This is a genomic window from Serratia sp. JUb9, from assembly GCF_014298095.1.
Lineage (GTDB): Bacteria > Pseudomonadota > Gammaproteobacteria > Enterobacterales > Enterobacteriaceae > Serratia_B > Serratia_B rhizosphaerae.
Genome location: NZ_CP060416.1, coordinates 4,298,354 through 4,317,290, shown reverse-complemented (window position 1 = coordinate 4,317,290; position 18,937 = coordinate 4,298,354). Strand labels below are relative to the sequence as shown.

Below are 18,937 nucleotides of genomic sequence, written 5' to 3'. Positions count from 1 at the left end.
GGTTCCTGCGCCCGATGCCATCAGCCCTTGTTGGCCACCAGATCGGCCACCAGCCGGTTGACCGGGTCGCTCATATTGGTGAAGCGGGTCAGATCCGAACGGGTCACCACCACAAACACGCCGATATTATTCTGCGGCGACATCGCCATATAGGTGATAAAGCCGCCGCCGCCGCCGGTTTTCTGAATAATGCCCGGCAGGCCGTCTTTCGGCGCCATATAGATCCAGCCGAGGCCTAACGCATCCGCATCGCCGGGGACGTCCATCCCTTTCAGCGACACCAGTTCGCGGCGCTGGAAGTACATGGTTTGCTCGCGGGCGGCGGTGGCTTTGCGCGGGCTGGCCTGCGAATCGAGGAACTGCTGCATCCAGCGCTGGATATCGCGCGGCGTAGAGTAAATGCCGCCGCTGCCGGCCGCCGCCACGGTATTGCCGCAGGCGCTGGGGCCGACGGAGGCCACCATCAGGCGCGAGCACTGCTCGGCGCTCGGCGTCAGCGTGGTGTCGATCATGCCGAGCGGCCCGGTGATCTTTTCACGCAGCAGCCTGGTATAGGGTTTGCCCGCCGCCCGCGACAGCGCGTCGGCCAGCAGATCGTAAGCCAGGTTGGAGTAGGAGGCATGCACCCCCGGCGGCACGGTGATGTGCGCATGGGCCAGCCACTGCCAGCGCTGCGCCTTGGTCGGCCAGGTGAACACCGGCGTCTTCGGCGGTTTTTTGCCCGGCTGCTCGCGCGGCAGGCCGCTGGTATGGGTCGCCAGATTCAGCAGCGTAATCGGCTGGCGTGAATTATAGCCGGGCACGTAGGCGCCGGACGGGGAATATTTGCGCAGCGGGTCGGTCAGCTTGAGCCTGCCTTCCGCCGCCAGCTTCACCATCACCTCGCTGGTCATCAGCTTGGTGATGGAGGCGATGCGGATCAATGAGTCCGGACGCGGACGCTGGTTGTTGCCCGGTCGGGTGTCGCCAAAACTGCGGTTGACCACCTGATTGCCGTCGATCGCCACCAGCGCCATGCCGGTGGCGCCGCTGTTGTAGAAAATATGCTCGGCGTACTGGTCGACGATCTGCGACGTCAGCCGCGGCGTCTCGGCCTGCGCCGACAGCGACAGGCTGCCCAGGCCGAGGGTTACTAAAACGGCAGAGAAAATAGTCTTCAACGGTCCATATCCATTTCAAAATACAGCATCAAGAGCGAAATCAGCGCCTGGCGGCCTGACGGAACAGGCTTTAGTGTAATGCGCCCGCGCCCTCGCCGCATGGGGAAAATGCGCGCAGATGCGTAAAGTTTGCGCTGTGTCCGCTACGGCTTACTGTGCCCGTGCAAAAATCGCGATCACCTGGTCCAGATGGGCCTTCATCGCCCTGCGCGCGCCGCGCACGTCGCGCGCCTCAATGGCGGTCAGTATCGCCTGGTGCTCCTGCTCGGAGCGGTGCGGCATATCCTCCGGCGTATAGTGGCGCTGCAACACCCGGAACATGCTGCCGTAACGGTGGCCGAGCAGGTGGGCGATGATAAAGGCGTAGGCCGGGTTGCCGCTGGCCTGGGCGATGCGGATATGGAACAGCCGGTCGCCGGGATGTGTGGCGGAACCGGCGCGGTTGTCGCGGCAGTTCTGCTGGTAGGCGGCGCGGATGCCCGCCAGCTCTTCGTCGCTGGCGTGTCGGGCAGCCAGCGCGGCGGTTTCCGGCTCAATCAGCAGGCGGGTCTGCAGCAGCGAAAAGGGCGGCAGCTCGGCGTTGAAATCCAGCGAGATATTCAGTTCGTCGTCGACATCGGCCCACTGATCGCGGCCGGCCTGCTGCATTACCGGTTCCTGCGACGTCAGCGTCGCCGACGGCGCTTTGACGATCACGCCGTTGCCCACCTTCACATCCACCAGACCGATCACCTCCAGCGCGATCAGCGCTTCGCGCACCGAAGCGCGGCTGACCTGCAGCTGCTGCGCCAAATCGCGTTCGGAAGGCAGGCGGCTGCCGGGGGGAAACTCATTGTTTTCGATCAGACGCTTCAGCTGGTCGGCTATCTGTCTGTAAATTCTTGGATTTTCCAGTCGGGTAATCGGCATGTTCAACCTTCGGCACGTTGGCATTAAGTGATTCAGCGCACAAATATTGCTCAATTCGCTTGAGTGTTGGTTAATCAGGTGTAAAAAATTAGTTAATTGAAATGTTGTTTTAAAACGTTGTTATACCCTAAATAATTCGGGTTGCGGGAAGGCGGCCAGGGAAGGAATCCCCGATGAGCTTACACCGGTCAGTGATCCGGGTGACTGAACGCAGCCAACACACCTGCAGCTTGAAGTATGACGGGTATATTTACTTTCTCACCAAACGATAACGCGTAAAGCGTCTTTTGTCATGGTAAAGGCCTGACCTTTAACCGCCTTTAGTGGCCTGACCATTAGACCTTTAAGCCAAGGAGTTGCTATGGATCTCACCGGGAAACGTGCGCTGATTACCGCCGCCGGGCAGGGCATCGGCCTCAGTACCGCCAAACTGTTCGCCGCGGCGGGGGCGGAGGTGATTGCCAGCGATATCAATACCGATGCGCTGCAGGGGCTGGCGGGCATTACTCCACTGCGGCTGGACGTGACCGACGCCGCGGCGATTGCGGCGGCGGCGGAAACGCTGGGCACGGTCGACGTGCTGTTTAACTGCGCCGGGGTAGTGCACAGCGGCACGATTTTGCAGTGCAGCGAGCAGCAGTGGCGCTTCGCCCTCGATCTGAACGTCAGCGCCATGTTCCACACCATCCGCGCGTTTCTGCCGGCGATGCTGGCGCAGCGCCGGGGGACGATTATCAATATGTCGTCGGTGGCCTCCAGCGTGAAAGGCGTGCCGAACCGCTTTGCCTATGGCGCCACCAAGGCGGCGGTGATTGGCCTGACGCGGTCGGTGGCGGCGGACTACGTCGCCGACGGCATCCGCTGCAACGCCATCTGTCCCGGCACGGTGGAGTCACCGTCGCTGCGTCAGCGCATTGCCGAGCAGGCGCGCGAGCAGGGGCGCGGCGAAGACGAAGTGTACCAGGCGTTTGTGGCGCGCCAGCCGATCGGGCGCATCGGTAAAACCGACGAAATTGCCCAGCTGGCGCTGTATCTGGCCTCTGATGCCAGCGCCTATACCACCGGCACCGTGCAGATTATTGACGGCGGCTGGAGCAACTGATCCGTTGCGCGCCGCTGCGGCGCGTGATTTCTCTCTGACATTGGGGACTGTATGAAACTGTTACGTTATGGCGCCGTGGGGCAGGAACGTCCGGGCGTGTTGGATGAACACGGAGACATTCGCGATCTTTCTCAGCATATCGCCGACGTTGGCGGCGCGGCGCTGCTGCCGGACAGCATCGATCGGCTGCGGCAGCTGGATATCGCCAGTCTGCCGCGGGTAGAGGGGCAGCCGCGTCTCGGCGCCTGCGTCGGCGGCATCGGTAAATTTATCTGTATCGGCCTGAATTACGCCGATCACGCGGCGGAAACCGGCGCGACGATTCCCGAAGAGCCGGTGGTGTTCAGCAAATGGACCAGCGCGGTGGTCGGGCCGAACGACGACGTGGAGATCCCGCGCGGCTCGCAGAAAACCGACTGGGAAGTGGAACTGGGGGTGGTGATCGGCCAGGGCGGGCGCTATATCGCCGAGCAGGATGCGCTGCGCCACGTCGCCGGTTACTGCGTGATTAACGACGTGTCCGAACGCGAATTCCAGATTGAGCGCGGCGGCACCTGGGACAAAGGCAAAGGCTGCGACACCTTCGGCCCGACCGGCCCGTGGCTGGTGACCGCCGATGAGGTGCCGGATCCGCAGAACCTCAGGCTGTGGCTGGAGGTGGACGGCCGGCGCTATCAGGACGGCAGCACCCGCACCATGATCTTTTCCGTCGCGCATATCATCAGCTACCTGAGCCGTTTTATGAGCCTGCAGCCGGGAGATGTGATCTCCACCGGCACGCCGCCGGGCGTTGGCATGGGGCAACACCCGCAGCCGGTTTACCTGCGCGCCGGTCAGACGATGCGGCTGGGGATCGACGGGCTGGGCGAGCAGCGACAAACCACGGTACAGGCCTGACGGGAGTATGCCATGACGACGATTACCGCGCTGCGGGTGGAGGATATCCGCTTCCCGACCTCGCAGCAGTTGGACGGTTCCGATGCGATGAATCCCGATCCGGATTATTCGGCGGCCTATGTGATTCTGGACACCGATCGGCCGGATCTGAGCGGCCACGGGTTGACGTTTACCATCGGCCGCGGCAATGAGATCTGCTGCGCGGCGATCCGTGCGCTGGAGCCGCAGATCGTCGGCCGGCGGCTGGCGGATATCGCCGCCGATATGGGGACGTTCTGGCGTCAGTTTACCGGCGACAGTCAGCTGCGCTGGATCGGGCCGGACAAAGGGGCGATCCACCTGGCGACCGGGGCGGTGGTCAACGCCGTCTGGGATCTGTGGGCCAAGGCGGAGGGTAAGCCGCTGTGGCAGCTGGTGGCGGATATGACGCCGGAAGAGCTGGTGCGCTGCATCGACTTTCGTTACATCACCGACTGCATCACGCCGCAGGAGGCGCTGGCGCTGCTGCGCGAACGGGCGGAAGGCCAGGCGCAGCGGCGGGAAAATCTGCTGCAGAACGGCTATCCCTGCTACACCACCTCGGCCGGCTGGCTGGGCTACCCGGACGACAAACTGCGGCGGCTGTGCCAGCAGGCGGTGGACGCCGGTTTCTCCCATATCAAGCTGAAGGTCGGGCGCGATCTGCAGGATGATATTCGCCGGGTGCGCATTGCCCGTGAAACGATCGGCCCGGATCGTCAGCTGATGATCGACGCCAATCAGGTGTGGGAAGTGGAAGAGGCGATCGCCTGGGTCAATCAGCTGGCGTTCGCCAACCCCTGGTTTATTGAGGAGCCGACCAGCCCGGACGATGTGGAGGGGCACCGGCGCATCCGCGAGGGCGTGCGGCCGGTGAAGGTGGCCGGCGGCGAGATGTGTCAGAACCGTATTCTGTTCAAACAGTTCATTATGCGCGGCGCGCTGGACGTGGTGCAGATTGACGCCTGCCGCCTGGGTGGGGTGAACGAGGTGCTGGCGGTGATGCTGATGGCGGCGAAATACCGGCTGCCGGTCTGCCCGCACGCCGGCGGCGTCGGCCTGTGCGAGTACGTGCAGCACCTGTCGATGATTGACTATCTGTGCATCGCCGGCAGCCATGAGGGGCGGGTCATTGAATATGTCGATCATCTGCATCAGCACTTTGTCACGCCGTGCGAGATTCGCGGCGCGGCCTATATGCCGCCGCGCGCGCCGGGCTATTCGATCGAGATGAAGGCGGCCTCGATCGAACAGTTCCGCTTTCGCGGTTAGGGGCGGCCAAGATGTTACGCATCGACGCCCATCAGCATTACTGGCGCTACCAGCCCGCCGACTATCCGTGGATTGACGACGGCATGGCGGTGCTGCAACGCGACTACGGCCCGGCGCAGCTGCGGCCGTGGCTACAGCAGCACCGGCTGGACGGTGCGCTGGTGGTGCAGGCGCGGCACAGCGAGCAGGAAACCGCATGGCTGCTGACGCAGGCGCCGCAGCTCGGTGGGGTGTGCGGCGTGGTCGGCTGGCTGGATATTGCCTCGCCGCACCTGGCGCAGCGGCTGGAACGGCGGCATCCGCTGCTGCGCGGCGTACGTCATCTGGTGCAGGACGAGGCGGACCCGGCCGACTGGCTGGAACGGCCGGCGGTGCATCAGGGCATGCGTCTGCTGCAGCGGCAGGGCTATGCCTATGACCTGCTGGTGACGCACCGCCACCTGGCCGATGCGGCGCGCTTTGCCGCCCGCCATGATGACCACTGGCTGGTGCTGGACCATCTGGGCAAGCCGGATATTGCCGCCGGCGCGCGGCACTGGGCGCGGCAGATCGCGCCGCTGGCGGCGATGCCGCACGTGGCGTGCAAGCTGTCCGGCCTGATTACCGAAGCGCCGGGCGGCCGCTGGCAGGCGGCACAGCTGCTGCCGTTTTTCGAAGAGGCGCTGGCGGCGTTCGGCCCGCAGCGGCTGATGTTCGGTTCCGACTGGCCGGTATGCCTGCTGGCGGGCGACTACCCGCAGGTTTACCGGCTGTGTGAGCAGGCGCTGGCCGCCCTGAGTCCGTCGCAGCAGGCGGCGATCTGGGGCGGCAGCGCCTGCCGGGTTTACGGTTTAACGGAGTCTGACGATGGATCTGTATCTTGAAGATAAGGTGGTGATTGTCACCGGCGGCGGCTCCGGCATCGGCGCGGCGATTTCGCTGACGCTGGCGCAGGAGGGCGCGGTGCCGGCCATCGTCACCAACGCAGCGCCGGATGAGGCGTTTCTCGCCCGACTGACGGCGCTGCAGCCGCGCAGCAGCGTGGTGATGGCCGATCTGTGCCGGGAGAGCGACTGCCAGCAGGCGGTGGCGCAGGTGCTTGAACGCTATGGCCGGCTGGACGGGCTGGTGAATAACGCCGGCGTGAATGACGGCGTGGGGCTGGAGGCCGGGCGCGCGGCGTTCCTCGGCTCGCTGGAGAAAAACCTGCTGCACTATTACCAGATGGCGCATCTGTGCCAGGCGGCGCTGCAGGACAGCCAGGGGGCGATCGTCAATATCGCTTCGAAGACCGCACTGAGCGGGCAGGGCGGCACCAGCGGTTATACCGCCGCCAAAGGCGCGGTGCTGGCGCTGACGCGCGAGTGGGCGGTGTCGCTGCGGGAGAGCAAGGTGCGCGTCAACGCGGTGGTGCCGGCGGAGGTGATGACGCCGCAGTATCAGCGCTGGATAGACACCTTCGACCAGCCGCAGCGGCAGCTGGCGAAGATCAGCGCCCACATCCCGCTGGGACAGCGGATGACCACGCCGCAGGAAATCGCCGATACCGTGGTATTCCTGCTCTCCGGCCGTTCGTCCCACACCACCGGGCAGTGGCTGTCGGTGGACGGCGGCTATCTGCACCTTGACCGGGCGATTACATGAGCGGCGCAGCGCAGCGGCGGCGCTTCTGTCAGGCGCTCGACCTGGTCGACTCACCGGCGCTGATTGCCGAGTATCAGCGTCATCATCAGCGTATCTGGCCGCAGATTGCCGGGCATTTGCGCGACCACGGCATTCTGGAGATGGAGATTTATCGCCTCGGCACCCGGCTGTTTATGGTCGTCGAGGTCAGCGCCGCGTTCGACGCCGCACGTTTTGAGCGCGACAGCCGGCTTAACCCCGATGTTCAGCGCTGGGAAGCGTTGATGTGGAAATATCAGGTTGCAACGCCCTGGACGCCGCCGGGCGAAAAATGGGTGGTGATGGAGCAAATCTTCTCATTAACCGAACAATGAATCGGCCGCGCCGCGCGTGGTTGCTGCGGCGGGTCATTTAACACAACGGGGATACGATTATGCTTGCTGATAAAACCGCTGCGCCTGCGCAGACGGGCGCCAGCGCACGTAGCAATTTGCGCTGGGCTTTTATTCTGGTGACCAGCCTGTTTTTCATGTGGGGATTGTCTTACGGATTATTGGACGTGCTGAATAAGCATTTTCAGGAAACGCTGCACGTGACCAAAGCGCAGTCGGGATTATTGCAGGCGGCCTATTTCGGCGCTTATTTTCTGGTGGCGCTGCCCGCCGGCTATTTTATGGATAAACACGGTTACAAGGCGGGAATATTAGTCGGATTATGTTTATATGCCGTCGGCGCGTTGTTATTTGTGCCGGCTGCCTCGGCCAATAGTTTCGCGCTATTTTTATTCGCACTGTTTGTTATCGCCTGCGGGCTGGGCTGTTTGGAAACGGCGGCCAATCCTTACGCCACGGTATTGGGTGATGCCGGCGGCGCGGAGCGGCGGCTGAATCTGGCGCAGTCTTTCAACGGTCTCGGTCAGTTTATCGGGCCGATGATCGGCGGCACGCTGTTTTTCTCGGCGATGCACAACGACGGCGGCGGCGATCAGGGGACGGTGAAAATGACCTACGTGGTGATTGCCGTGCTGGTGCTGGCGATCGCCCTGCTGTTCCGCCGCACCCGGCTGCCGGATATTCGTGAAGAGGCGCCCGCAGCGCACGGTGCGGCGGCGCAGGGATTGTGGCGGCAGCGTCACTTTACCGGCGGCGTGATCGCGCAGTTTTTCTATGTGGCGGCTCAGGTCGGCGTCGGCGCGTTCTTTATCAACTACGCCACCGAACACTGGGCGGATGTCTCTAACCAGCGGGCATCTTATCTGCTGTCGGTCGCCATGATCTGTTTTATGCTCGGCCGCTTCTTCAGCACCTGGCTGATGGGGCGGGTGAAGCCCGCCACGCTGCTGATGGTTTATGCGCTGATTAATATCGTGCTGTGCGGCGTGGTGATGCTGAGCATCGACGGCGTGTCCGTGGTGGCGCTGATTGCGGTGTTCTTCTTTATGTCGATTATGTTCCCGACCATTTTCGCCCTCGGGGTGAAAAATATGGGGCAACATACCAAGCGCGCCAGCTCGTTTATGATTATGGCTATCGTCGGCGGTGCGGTGATGCCGTACTTCATGGGCACCATTGCCGACCGTTACAGCACCGCGCTGGCCTACGGGCTGCCGCTGCTGTGCTTTGTCGTGGTGCTGGCGTACGGCCTGCGCCAGCGCCGCGCCTGACTTACGGGCGCGCCGTCGCCAGTCGTACGCTGTTGCGACCGTTGTTTTTCGCCTGGTACAGCGCGCTGTCGGCGGCGCGGATGGCCGAGTCCACGTCCAGTTGCTCCAGCGGTGAAATGCCGGCGCTGAGGGTAACGTAGGTGGCGGCCAGCTGATTGAAACCGTGCGGGATCGCCAGCGCCTGCACCCGCAGGCGGATCTGTTCTGCCTGCTGGGCGGCGTATTCTTTACTGACGTTGGTCAGCAGTACCAGAAATTCTTCGCCGCCGTAGCGCACCACGATATCGCGCGAGCGTACCGCATCGCGGATGGCGCAGGCGACCTTCACCAACGCCTGATCGCCCATGGTATGGCCATAGTGGTCGTTATAGGCTTTGAAACGGTCGATATCCAGCAGCAGTACAAAGTGCAGGCCGCTTTGCGGCGTGGTCAGCAGCGTCAGCTTGTTTTCCAGCCCGCGCCGGTTATACAGGCCGGTCAGCGGGTCGAGCATGCTGAGGTTGCTGAGTTTGTCACGCTCTTCATACAGGCGGGCGACCAGCGCATAGGTGAAGGATTCGCTGCGTTTCAGCATCAGATGGTGGATGGAAAAGGCGATAATCGGCAGCACGCTGATAAACAGGATGCGCAGGGTATTATGCTGGTTGTCGAGCAGCAGGATAATCAGCGCGGAGGGCACGGCGTGCAGGCAGAAGGCGATGACGTTGTCGGTCAGGGTAATCGCGCTGATAAAAAAGATGCTGAACAGGCTAATAATCAGATAGTTTTGTACATTCGGCAGCAGATATTGGCTTTTCATATAAATATGTCCGGCCCACAGCAGACCTAATACGCCGGAAAAATACTCCAGCCGTTTTATATAATTCCCCGGCGAGCGTAAGGTAAATAATAGCGCCGCCAGACAAAACAAGGGGATACCGAACAGCGGCGGGGTGATGGCTGGGGTATTTCTCAACGGCATTAATAAGGTGAAAAGGGAAGAGGCTATATTCATCAGCAAGAACAGTAATATCGCTAACCGATGCTTGCTATTTAGCAGTTCCTGATAAGAACGTGCATTCATTATTAGTGTGTCCGTGCAGTCGACATTGAGCAGTAGGTCATTATATCCGTCATACTTCAAGCTGCAGGTGTGTTGGCTGCGTTCAGTCACCCGAATCACTTACCTGATTAAGCTCATCGGGATTCCTTCCCGCCTTCCTGCAACTCGAATTATTTAGGGTATATATCCCGATCGATAATAAGGAATATCGGCGGTATAATTTCCCAACGTTATTATTAAAAAATTATTATAATAGGATTATTCTTAAGTCAAATTATCACTTTTTCACCGGGTTGTCATCCGCGTTTCACCCGGCGCTCGCGAAAGAGGTGCAGGGTGAAAAGAAGTGTTATATGATATTGGTTATCATTATCACTTGAGGGTGAGCCGTCATGATTGCCGCCATGATTACCGCATGTGGGTTGTGGAGTGTGACCTGGTGTTTGGGGGAGCGTTTATCCAGCGCCTGGGGCGTGCTGCTGCCCTGCGCCCTGTTGCCGCTGTTGGCTATGGTCAACCTGGACATGATGCAGCTGCGCAGCCTGATCGTTATCGCCATGCTGGCGACGTTGGTGATGCTGTTCAACAGCCGCTGGCGCCACTATCTGCTGCTGCCTTCCTGCATGGCGCTGGCCGGCGGGCTGGCCGCCATCAGTCTGCATTTCGATCTGACGCCGTAAGCCGGCGCACGGCAAATCGCAGATATGACAAAACCACGCCTGGGCGTGTTGGTTGCTTTTTGGTGTTTTTTATTCGGGGAAACAATGAGAAAGGACATCAATTGGTGCGAAGAGAGGGACTTGAACCCTCACGTCCGTAAGGACACTAACACCTGAAGCTAGCGCGTCTACCAATTCCGCCACCTTCGCACAGTCGATGTTACTGCTTGATTTTGATTTATATCACCAGCGTGGTGCGAAGAGAGGGACTTGAACCCTCACGTCCGTAAGAACACTAACACCTGAAGCTAGCGCGTCTACCAATTCCGCCACCTTCGCACAGATGCTGTGCAATATAAATCTTGTGGTTATTTGGTGCGAAGAGAGGGACTTGAACCCTCACGTCCGTAAGGACACTAACACCTGAAGCTAGCGCGTCTACCAATTCCGCCACCTTCGCATACCAGAAACATTGATTTCAGCAATGTCACCACGGGGCCGAATTCTAGAGATTTTGGCGAACACGTCAATAGTTATTTCGGTGTTTTGGGGCGATCGCTGTAAAAAGCGTCATATTTCTTTCATCTGGCCGCCATTCGCTTATTTCTCATGCAGCGGACGCCCGGCAAACAGTTCGATCAGCCAGTCAATCAGCACCCGCACGCGCGGCGCCAGAAAGCGGCCGGGCGGATACATAATGTGCAGCGGCATCGGCGGCGGCGGGGTATCGGCCAGCACTTCCACCAGTTCGCCGCGCTTCAGACGCGGAGCCAGCGAGTAGCGCGGCGCCTGGATCAGCCCCAGGCCGGTCAGACAGGCGCTGGCGTAGGCGTCGGCGCCGCTGACGCTCAGCCGTGCGGGCAGCGTACGCAGTTCCACCTGGCCGCCTCGGCAGAATTCCAGCGGGTAGTCCTGATTGTTGCTGAGCGAGAAGTAGCCTACCGCCTGATGGCCGGCCAGATCGTCCGGCGAGCGCGGCGTGCCGAAGCGCTGCAGATAGTCCGGTGAGGCGCAGGTGATCTGCGGCAGTTGCGCAATGCTGCGCGCCACCAGCGTGTCGTCCTCGCTGCTCCAGGCGCGCAGCACGCAGTCGACGCCGTCGCGCAGCAGATTGACCTGCGTGTCGTTGGCCCCCAGCGCCAGCGTGATATCGGGGTAGCGCCGGTAGAAATCCTCCAGCGCCGGGATCACCACTTCGCGTGCCAGCGAATGCGGCATATCGATGCGCACCCGGCCGGACGGCTGCAGCTTTTGCTGGCGGAACAGCGTGTTGGCTTCTTCCAGCGCGCCGAGCAGTTGGATGCAGCGCTGGTAATACAGCGTGCCTTCATGGGTGACCTGCACCTGGCGGGTGGTGCGGATCAGCAGGCGTACGCCAAGCTGCTGCTCCAGCCGCTTTAACACGTTGCTGACCGTGGCGCGCGGCAGCTGCAGGCGTTCCGCCGTGCGGCTGAAGCTGCCCAGCTCGACGATACGGGTGAAAACGCGCATGGCCTGAATCTGATCCATTTCGATCCCCGTCCGCGATTGTTAGCGATTTTTGAACAGTGATGAACAATATGCATGATTTATCTTCCCAGCGCTAACAACCAAACTCAGTGGCGAAACATTCAACCGCGAGGCAGACACGATGAAACAGCGCACACTAGGTTCCAACGGCCCGAGCGTTTCCGCTCTGGGGTTAGGCTGCATGGGCATGAGCGATTTCTACTCCACCGCTTATGATGAAAAAGAGGCCATCGCCACGCTGCACCGGGCGCTGGAACTGGGGGTAACCCTGCTGGACACCGCCGATATGTACGGGCCGCACACCAATGAACAGCTGGTGGGCAAGGCGATCAAAGGTAAGCGGGAGCAGGTATTTCTGGCCACCAAGTTCGGCATTGTGCGCGACCCGGCGGATCCGCAGGCGCGCGGCGTCTGCAGCCGGCCGGATTATATCCGCCGTGCGGTGGAAGGCAGCCTGCAGCGGCTGAGGGTGGAGACGATCGATCTTTACTACCAACACCGGGTGGATCCTGAGGTGCCGATCGAAGAAGTGGTCGGCACGCTGGCGGATCTGATTAAACAGGGCAAGATCCGCCATATCGGCCTGAGCGAAGCCTCGGCGGCGACGCTGGAGCGGGCGCATCAGGTGCATCCGATTACCGCGCTGCAGAGCGAATACTCGTTGTGGACGCGCGATGTGGAGCTGCAGGGACAACTGGCGGCCTGCGAGCGGCTGGGCATCGGCTTTGTTGCCTACAGCCCGCTGGGACGCGGCTTCCTGACCGGCGCTATCCAGCGGCCTGACGATCTGGCCGAAGATGATTTCCGCCGCAGCAATCCGCGTTTTCAGGGGGATAATTTCGCCCGTAACCTGGCGCTGGTGGAGAAGGTTAGTGAACTGGCGCAGGCTAAAGGCGTCACGCCGTCGCAGCTGGCATTAGCCTGGGTGATGGCGCAGGGCGAACATATTGTGCCGATTCCGGGCACCAAACGCCGGCGCTATCTGGAGGAGAACGTGGCGGCAGCGTCGCTGGCGCTGAGCGCGCAGGAGCTGGCGGCGATTGAGGCGGTATTCCCGCAGCAGGCAGCGGCCGGAGCGCGTTACGGGCAGGAATCAATGGGCTACGTTAACCGTTGATGCGTGTTATCCCTGACGCCGTGGCGTCAGGGAGATCGGTTGAAGACTTATTTCTTCTTCGGCGCGCGCGGCGGACGACCGACGGTAGCCTGATACACCTTGAAGCGGCCGTTTTGCGCCAGCACTTCGTGGCTGCCGAAGACGGCGTCGAGAATGTCCGGATACGGCAGGAAGGCGTTGGCGACAATGCGCAGCTTACCGCCGATCGGCAGGTGCTTCACCGCGCCGCGGATCAGCGTTTCCGCCGCGGTGAGGCTGGTGGCCAGCCCGTCGTGGAACGGCGGGTTGGAGATGATCATATCGAAACGGCCGTTGATATCGGAGTAGACGTTGCTGACCAGTACCTCGCCCTCGATGCCGTTGGCCGCCAGCGTCGCCCGGCTGGCGGCGACCGCCGCCGCGTTGACGTCGCTCAGCGTCAGTTTCACCTTCGGTGACATCTTCGACATCACGCTGGCGAGTACGCCGGCGCCGCAGCCGATATCCAGCACCTTGCCTTTCATATGCGGTTCCAGCGTGGACAGCAGCAGCGAACTGCCGACGTCCAGACCGTCGCGGCTGAATACGCCCGGCAGCGTTTTCACTTCCAGATCGTGCAGCGCGTAGCTCTGCCACCAGTCGTCGAGGTTAAAGGCCGGCCGGCTGTCGATACGGCCGTGGTACAGACCACAGCGGCGCGCGCTGTCGATTTTAACCAGTTGCACGTGATCGGCGACGGTTTGCTCCGCGCTGCGCACGCCGCTGCGGTTTTCACCGACCACAAACACTTCTGCGCCCACCGGCAGCAGCGCCAGCAGATTGCACAGCTGGAACTGCGCTTCCTGTTTGCTCTTCGGCCAGTAATAAACCAGCGTATCGCAGTCGGCCACGAACCCGGCGTCGACCGTCAGGCCGAACTGCACATTGTCGCCCATCGCCCGGTTTAATAACTGCCAATGATGATATTGCTGGGTATGCACCCGTACGTCTGCGGCCTCGAACTGGGCAGGCAGGCTATCTTGCAGATCGCCGGCAAACAGTACGCGGCGTTCGGTAAATTCATCACTGTGGCGCAGCATTACTTCGCTGGCGGGGGTTAATGCAGACATCAGGTTTCGGCTCCTCAAGATTAAGCGGGGGATTATAGAGCGTTGTGCAGCGATGTTCGATGAATTTATACCCGTTACCCGTCATACTTCGAGCTGCAGATGCGTTGGCTGCGCTCAGTCACCCGAATCACTGACCAGAGTCAGCTCATCGGGATTCCTTCCCTTGCCGCCTTCCTGCAACTCGAATTATTTAGGGTATCTACCCGTCATACTTTAAACAGCAGAGGCGTTGGCTGCGCTCAGTCACCCGAATCACTGACCAGAGTCAGCTCATCGGGATTCCTTCCCTTGCCGCCTTCCTGCAACTCGAATTATTTAGGGTATCTACCCGTCATACTTTAAACAGCAGAGGCGTTGGCTGCGCTCAGTCACCCGAATCACTGACCAGAGTCAGCTCATCGGGATTCTTTCCCTGCCGCCTTCCCGCAACTTGAATTTACCCGTCATGCTGCAAGCTGCAGGTGCGTTGGCCGCGTGGGTTTGTTAGCATAACGCGCTTACGGTAGCTCCTGACAGGAATCGGCATGGCATCTCAACGCGACTGGCTGTTACAACAACTGGGTATTACGCAGTGGACATTGCGCCGCCCGGCCGTGTTGCAGGGCGAAGTGGCGATCGGTCTGCCGGCGGAAACGCGCCTGTTGGTGGTGGCTGCGGCGTTGCCCGCGCCGGATGATGCGCTGTTTTGCGACGTGCTGCGCAGCCTGGGGCTGACGCCGGCGCAAACCTATGGTCTGACGCCGGAACAGGCGGCGATGCTGCCGGAAGACACGGAATGCAACAGTTGGCGGCTGGGCGTCACGGAGCCGCTTGCGGTGGCCGGCGCGCAGCTATACAGCCCGGCGCTGGCCGAGCTTTCTCTCGATGCGGGTGCGAAACGCGCACTCTGGCAGCAGATTTGTCATCATGAACAACATTTCCACCCTGACGGCGGCCGACCTGGCCACCGCCTTCAAGATTGAACAGGCCAGCCACGCCTTTCCCTGGACGCAGGCCACCTTTGCAAGCAACCAGGGCGAACGCTACCTCAACCTGAAACTGGACGCCGACGGTCAGATGGCCGGCTTTGCCATTACCCAGATCGTGCTGGATGAGGCGACGCTGTTCAATATCGCCATCGATCCGCAGCAGCAGCGCCGTGGTTACGGCCGCGCGCTGCTGAGTGCGCTGATCGCCGAGCTGGAAACGCGCGGCGTGGTTACGCTGTGGCTGGAGGTGCGCGCCTCGAACCGCAGCGCGCTGGCGCTGTATAACGATCTGGGCTTCAATGAAGTCACGGTGCGCCGCAACTATTACCCTGCCGCCGGCGGGCGTGAGGATGCGATCGTGATGGCGCTGCTGCTGGGCTGAGCCGTAAATAACTTATTTATTGTTCCCCTCCCTATTTACAACCAATTGATTGTTTTTTGTGACATATACAATAAATAGGTTGTTTTTAACCAGAATTACAACTAATTTGTTGTTTATAGATGAGTAATACAATTAATTCGTTGTTTTGAGGTGAGGGATGCGACAATTATCAGATATATCAAGGATTCTGAAAGAAAAGCGCACCGAGTTGGGCTGGAGTCAAAAAGACTTTTTGATGAAGATTGGTATGACGCAGCAGCAATATCAGCGTATTGAATCCGGCAGTGATATTAGGATGAGCACTCTGCTACGGATATTGGCGGCGATGGATTTGGAATATGTTATCGTGCCGAAAAGGCATGCCGGTGACGTAGAGACGTTACTGCAACAGGAAATGGGTATAACGTCGAAAGCGGATGTGTTGCAGGGGTTTGAAAAAAAGCTGAAAGATCTCGAGGACTAGCGGATGAAGGGGCAACGGCAGGTTGAATCGGTGCAGGCATTAGCTTTGATTTTGCATGGCGTGCGTGTTGGCGTGCTGGCGCATTATAGCGGAGGAAGAAATATCCTCACCTTCGATCCGCAATATATTGCTTTGCCGGAGGATAGTCGTCCGTTGTTTACCCTGAGGCAGCGGGCGCACCCGGGGTATCTTGAACAGGTTTTGCAGTCATCTCAGCGTCTTCCTCCCGTTTTATCCAATTTGTTGCCCGAAGGGGCACTGCGCAGTTGGTTGGCGCAATCGTTGAAAGTGCATGTTGATGAAGAATTTCCTTTGCTGGCATGGGCCGGCGACAACTTGCCGGGCGCGTTGGAAGCACGCGCGCTTGCCGCTAATGCGATCCCTGCCTGGTCGCTGGCGTCGCGCGGCGAGCTGGAAGCGGTACACATTGAAGTGGGACCGGATGCGCAAAAATTTTCTCTGGCAGGCGTGCAGATGAAATTTTCCTCTGTGCGTCAGGATGGTCGCTTCAATATCTCTTCTCAGGTGGGCGCAGACAGCTGGATCATCAAAACGCCCTCTACCGTTCACCGTAACGTTCCGGAAAACGAATATACGGCGATGCGGCTAGCGCAGGCGATAGGCGTGGATATTCCTGATATTGAGCTGGTTGCGTTGGGACAGTTGGATAATTTACCTGATATCCGCCTGGCTGATGAATCTTATGCTTATGCTATCCGTCGTTTCGATCGTAGTGAAAGCGGACGGGTGCATACGGAGGATTTTGCCCAAATCTTCGACCTTTATGCGCACGATAAATATCGTGGAAAAAATTACGAGCAGATAGCGGCCTATCTCTATGCGTGGAGTAGTGAACCCTTACCTGATGTGCAGCAGATGGCGCGACGACTGTTGGCAAACGTTATGCTCGCTAATGGCGATGCCCACCTCAAAAACTGGTCAATTTTTTATCCTCACCAAACCGACGTGCGGCTTTCCCCGGCTTATGACATTGTCAGCACGCGGGTTTATCTCCCGGATGAGTCAGCATCTGCGCTTAATATGGCGAGGGAAAAGCGTTGGCCAATGATTTCAATGCAAACTTTTGAGCGGTGGGCCGAGCGTATCGGTATTCCCTGGCCGGCGATACGGGTGCATCTGGTGGATGCCACCGACAAGGCGCGCACTTTATGGCCGGCGTTATTGAAAGACTTACCGATGGCGGACGGTCACAAAGCGGTGTTGCGCCAGCATTGGACCACGTTGTCGCCAGATTTCCGGCTATAGGCAGAAGGTTTAATCTTGCCGCATCGTATCCATTGATTGTCACCGGTTGGCAAATCAGCGAAAATAACCCGCTATTATATTCATTTCACCGCTTTGCTTTGACGCCCTCAACGGCGTATGACGATGACGCAGGGCGGACTAACCGTAGAAACGTGAAAACATGTCTCCTAGTGAATTTGCCCGCGAAGTGTCGAAAAGAAGAACCTTCGCCATCATCTCGCACCCCGATGCCGGTAAAACCACCATCACCGAAAAGGTGCTGCTGTTCGGACAGGCGATCCAGACCGCCGGTACGGTAAAAGGCCGCGGCTCCAGCCAGCATGCCAAATCCGACTGGATGGAAATGGAAAAGCAGCGCGGCATCTCCATCACCACCTCGGTGATGCAGTTCCCGTACCGCGACAGCCTGGTCAATCTGCTGGATACCCCGGGGCACGAAGACTTCTCCGAGGATACCTACCGCACCCTGACCGCGGTGGACTGCTGCCTGATGGTGATCGACGCCGCGAAAGGCGTTGAGGATCGTACCCGCAAGCTGATGGAAGTCACCCGTCTGCGCGATACGCCGATCCTGACCTTTATGAACAAACTGGACCGCGATATCCGCGATCCGATGGAAGTAATGGATGAAGTCGAGCGCGAACTGAAAATCGCCTGCTCGCCAATCACCTGGCCAATCGGCTGCGGCAAGCTGTTTAAAGGGGTTTACCATCTGTACAAGGATGAAACCTACCTCTATCAGAGCGGCATGGGCCACACCATTCAGGACGTGCGGGTGGTAAAAGGGCTGGATAACCCGGAGCTGGACGAAGCGGTGGGCGAAGAGCTGGCCGCGCAGCTGCGTGAAGAACTGGAGCTGGTGCAGGGCGCGTCGCACGAGTTTGAGCAGGAAGCGTTCCTGGCCGGCGAACTGACCCCGGTGTTCTTCGGTACCGCACTGGGCAACTTCGGCGTCGACCATATGCTCGACGGGCTGGTGTCCTGGGCGCCGACGCCGATGCCGCGTCAGTCCGACAGCCGCGAAGTGAAGGCAACGGAAGAGAAGTTCAGCGGTTTTGTGTTCAAGATTCAGGCCAATATGGACCCGAAACACCGCGACCGCGTGGCGTTTATGCGCGTGGTGTCCGGCCGCTATGAAAAAGGCATGAAGCTGCGTCAGGTGCGCACCGGCAAGGACGTGGTGATTTCGGACGCGCTGACCTTTATGGCCGGCGACCGCTCCCACGTGGAAGAAGCCTACCCGGGCGATATCATCGGCCTGCATAACCACGGCACCATTCAGATCGGCGACACCTTTACTCAGGGTGAAAGCATGAAGTTCACCGGTATTCCGAACTTTGCGCCGGAGCTGTTCCGCCGTATCCGCCTGCGCGATCCGCTGAAGCAAAAGCAACTGCTGAAGGGGTTGGTGCAGCTGTCGGAAGAGGGCGCGGTGCAGGTGTTCCGACCGATCGCCAATAACGATCTGATCGTCGGCGCGGTCGGTGTGCTGCAGTTCGATGTGGTGGTGGCGCGTCTGAAGACCGAATACAACGTGGAAGCGGTGTATGAATCGGTCAACGTTTCTACCGCCCGCTGGGTGGAGTGCGACGACGTGAAGAAGTTCGAAGAGTTCAAGCGTAAGAATGAGCAGAACCTGGCGCTGGACGGCGGCGATAACCTGTCGTATATCGCGCCGACCATGGTAAACCTCAACCTGACGCAGGAGCGTTACCCGGACGTCACCTTCCGCAAAACCCGCGAGCACTGATGTTCGTCGCGGCCCGGCATCCCATCGGTGCCGGGCCGTTGCTATTTATTAACGTCCTTCATCCTTTCCC

19 protein-coding genes and 3 tRNA genes are annotated in these 18,937 nt (G+C 59.9%); 14 read left to right on the top strand and 8 right to left on the bottom strand.

Features of this window, described 5'->3' with window-relative positions:
• Positions 1 to 20: 20 nt before the first annotated feature.
• Complete coding sequence (gene ampH / locus HF675_RS20385; protein WP_187043663.1) at positions 21 to 1,160, bottom strand: D-alanyl-D-alanine-carboxypeptidase/endopeptidase AmpH; 1,140 nt, start codon at positions 1,158 to 1,160, stop codon at positions 21 to 23.
• 150 nt (positions 1,161 to 1,310) lie between these two features.
• Entirely contained in the window at positions 1,311 to 2,069 is a 759-nt protein-coding gene (locus tag HF675_RS20380) for a FadR/GntR family transcriptional regulator (protein ID WP_105229660.1), read from the bottom strand.
• A 361-nt stretch (positions 2,070 to 2,430) separates the two neighbouring features.
• On the opposite strand from HF675_RS20380, the gene HF675_RS20375 reads away from it, so the two are divergent.
• From HF675_RS20375 to HF675_RS20345, 7 genes are read left to right on the top strand one after another with little or no spacing between them, the layout of a single operon-like run.
• Positions 2,431 to 3,171, top strand: a complete 741-nt coding sequence (locus HF675_RS20375; RefSeq protein ID WP_111737766.1) for an SDR family oxidoreductase — start codon at positions 2,431 to 2,433, stop codon at positions 3,169 to 3,171.
• 51 nt (positions 3,172 to 3,222) lie between these two features.
• Positions 3,223 to 4,068, top strand: coding sequence for a fumarylacetoacetate hydrolase family protein (locus tag HF675_RS20370; RefSeq protein WP_187043662.1), 846 nt, complete (start codon positions 3,223 to 3,225; stop codon positions 4,066 to 4,068).
• A gap of 12 nt (positions 4,069 to 4,080) precedes the next feature.
• Positions 4,081 to 5,358, top strand: a complete 1,278-nt coding sequence (locus HF675_RS20365; protein WP_187043661.1) for an L-fuconate dehydratase — start codon at positions 4,081 to 4,083, stop codon at positions 5,356 to 5,358.
• Positions 5,359 to 5,369: 11 nt separating this feature from the next.
• Complete coding sequence (locus HF675_RS20360) at positions 5,370 to 6,221, top strand: amidohydrolase (RefSeq protein ID WP_187043660.1); 852 nt, start codon at positions 5,370 to 5,372, stop codon at positions 6,219 to 6,221.
• A complete protein-coding gene (locus HF675_RS20355; RefSeq protein ID WP_111737764.1) occupies positions 6,205 to 6,981 on the top strand; it encodes an SDR family oxidoreductase in 777 nt (258 codons plus the stop codon). Before HF675_RS20360 ends, HF675_RS20355 begins: the two co-directional genes overlap by 17 nt.
• The gene (locus HF675_RS20350) at positions 6,978 to 7,334 is read left to right on the top strand and encodes an L-rhamnose mutarotase (protein ID WP_187043659.1); all 357 of its coding nucleotides are present in this window, start codon (positions 6,978 to 6,980) and stop codon (positions 7,332 to 7,334) included. The genes HF675_RS20355 and HF675_RS20350 overlap by 4 nt, the downstream gene beginning before the upstream one ends.
• A gap of 59 nt (positions 7,335 to 7,393) precedes the next feature.
• Positions 7,394 to 8,623, top strand: a complete 1,230-nt coding sequence (locus tag HF675_RS20345; protein ID WP_105229667.1) for a sugar MFS transporter — start codon at positions 7,394 to 7,396, stop codon at positions 8,621 to 8,623.
• Position 8,624: 1 nt separating this feature from the next.
• Here the strand turns inward: HF675_RS20345 and HF675_RS20340 are convergent, their stop codons facing one another.
• The gene (locus HF675_RS20340) at positions 8,625 to 9,686 is read right to left on the bottom strand and encodes a diguanylate cyclase (protein WP_105229668.1); all 1,062 of its coding nucleotides are present in this window, start codon (positions 9,684 to 9,686) and stop codon (positions 8,625 to 8,627) included.
• A 371-nt stretch (positions 9,687 to 10,057) separates the two neighbouring features.
• Between HF675_RS20340 and HF675_RS20335 the strand changes: the two genes are divergently transcribed.
• A complete protein-coding gene (locus HF675_RS20335; RefSeq protein WP_187043658.1) occupies positions 10,058 to 10,345 on the top strand; it encodes a DUF1435 family protein in 288 nt (95 codons plus the stop codon).
• Between the two features lie 102 nt (positions 10,346 to 10,447).
• Here HF675_RS20335 and HF675_RS20330 read toward each other — a convergent pair.
• From HF675_RS20330 to HF675_RS20315, 4 genes are all read right to left on the bottom strand, one after another.
• A tRNA-Leu gene (locus tag HF675_RS20330) sits at positions 10,448 to 10,534 on the bottom strand.
• A gap of 42 nt (positions 10,535 to 10,576) precedes the next feature.
• A tRNA-Leu gene (locus tag HF675_RS20325) sits at positions 10,577 to 10,663 on the bottom strand.
• Positions 10,664 to 10,697: 34 nt separating this feature from the next.
• A tRNA-Leu gene (locus tag HF675_RS20320) sits at positions 10,698 to 10,784 on the bottom strand.
• 140 nt (positions 10,785 to 10,924) lie between these two features.
• Positions 10,925 to 11,833: a LysR family transcriptional regulator gene (locus HF675_RS20315; RefSeq protein WP_187043657.1), complete on the bottom strand. Its 909-nt coding sequence runs from the start codon at positions 11,831 to 11,833 to the stop codon at positions 10,925 to 10,927.
• Between the two features lie 121 nt (positions 11,834 to 11,954).
• Between HF675_RS20315 and HF675_RS20310 the strand changes: the two genes are divergently transcribed.
• Positions 11,955 to 12,950, top strand: a complete 996-nt coding sequence (locus HF675_RS20310; RefSeq protein WP_187043656.1) for an aldo/keto reductase — start codon at positions 11,955 to 11,957, stop codon at positions 12,948 to 12,950.
• Between the two features lie 47 nt (positions 12,951 to 12,997).
• Here HF675_RS20310 and rsmC read toward each other — a convergent pair whose 3' ends face one another.
• The gene (gene rsmC / locus HF675_RS20305; RefSeq protein WP_187043655.1) at positions 12,998 to 14,038 is read right to left on the bottom strand and encodes a 16S rRNA (guanine(1207)-N(2))-methyltransferase RsmC; all 1,041 of its coding nucleotides are present in this window, start codon (positions 14,036 to 14,038) and stop codon (positions 12,998 to 13,000) included.
• Between the two features lie 524 nt (positions 14,039 to 14,562).
• On the opposite strand from rsmC, the gene HF675_RS20300 reads away from it, so the two are divergent.
• From HF675_RS20300 to prfC, 5 genes are all read left to right on the top strand, one after another.
• The gene (locus HF675_RS20300) at positions 14,563 to 15,000 is read left to right on the top strand and encodes a DNA polymerase III subunit psi (RefSeq protein ID WP_105229674.1); all 438 of its coding nucleotides are present in this window, start codon (positions 14,563 to 14,565) and stop codon (positions 14,998 to 15,000) included.
• Complete coding sequence (rimI, locus tag HF675_RS20295; RefSeq protein WP_187043654.1) at positions 14,945 to 15,388, top strand: ribosomal protein S18-alanine N-acetyltransferase; 444 nt, start codon at positions 14,945 to 14,947, stop codon at positions 15,386 to 15,388. The genes HF675_RS20300 and rimI overlap by 56 nt, the downstream gene beginning before the upstream one ends.
• Positions 15,389 to 15,545: 157 nt before the next feature.
• A complete protein-coding gene (locus HF675_RS20290; RefSeq protein ID WP_105229676.1) occupies positions 15,546 to 15,851 on the top strand; it encodes a helix-turn-helix domain-containing protein in 306 nt (101 codons plus the stop codon).
• A gap of 3 nt (positions 15,852 to 15,854) precedes the next feature.
• Positions 15,855 to 17,117: a type II toxin-antitoxin system HipA family toxin gene (locus HF675_RS20285; RefSeq protein ID WP_187043653.1), complete on the top strand. Its 1,263-nt coding sequence runs from the start codon at positions 15,855 to 15,857 to the stop codon at positions 17,115 to 17,117.
• A gap of 160 nt (positions 17,118 to 17,277) precedes the next feature.
• Complete coding sequence (gene prfC, locus HF675_RS20280; RefSeq protein ID WP_105229678.1) at positions 17,278 to 18,867, top strand: peptide chain release factor 3; 1,590 nt, start codon at positions 17,278 to 17,280, stop codon at positions 18,865 to 18,867.
• The last annotated feature ends 70 nt before the right edge of the window (positions 18,868 to 18,937 follow it).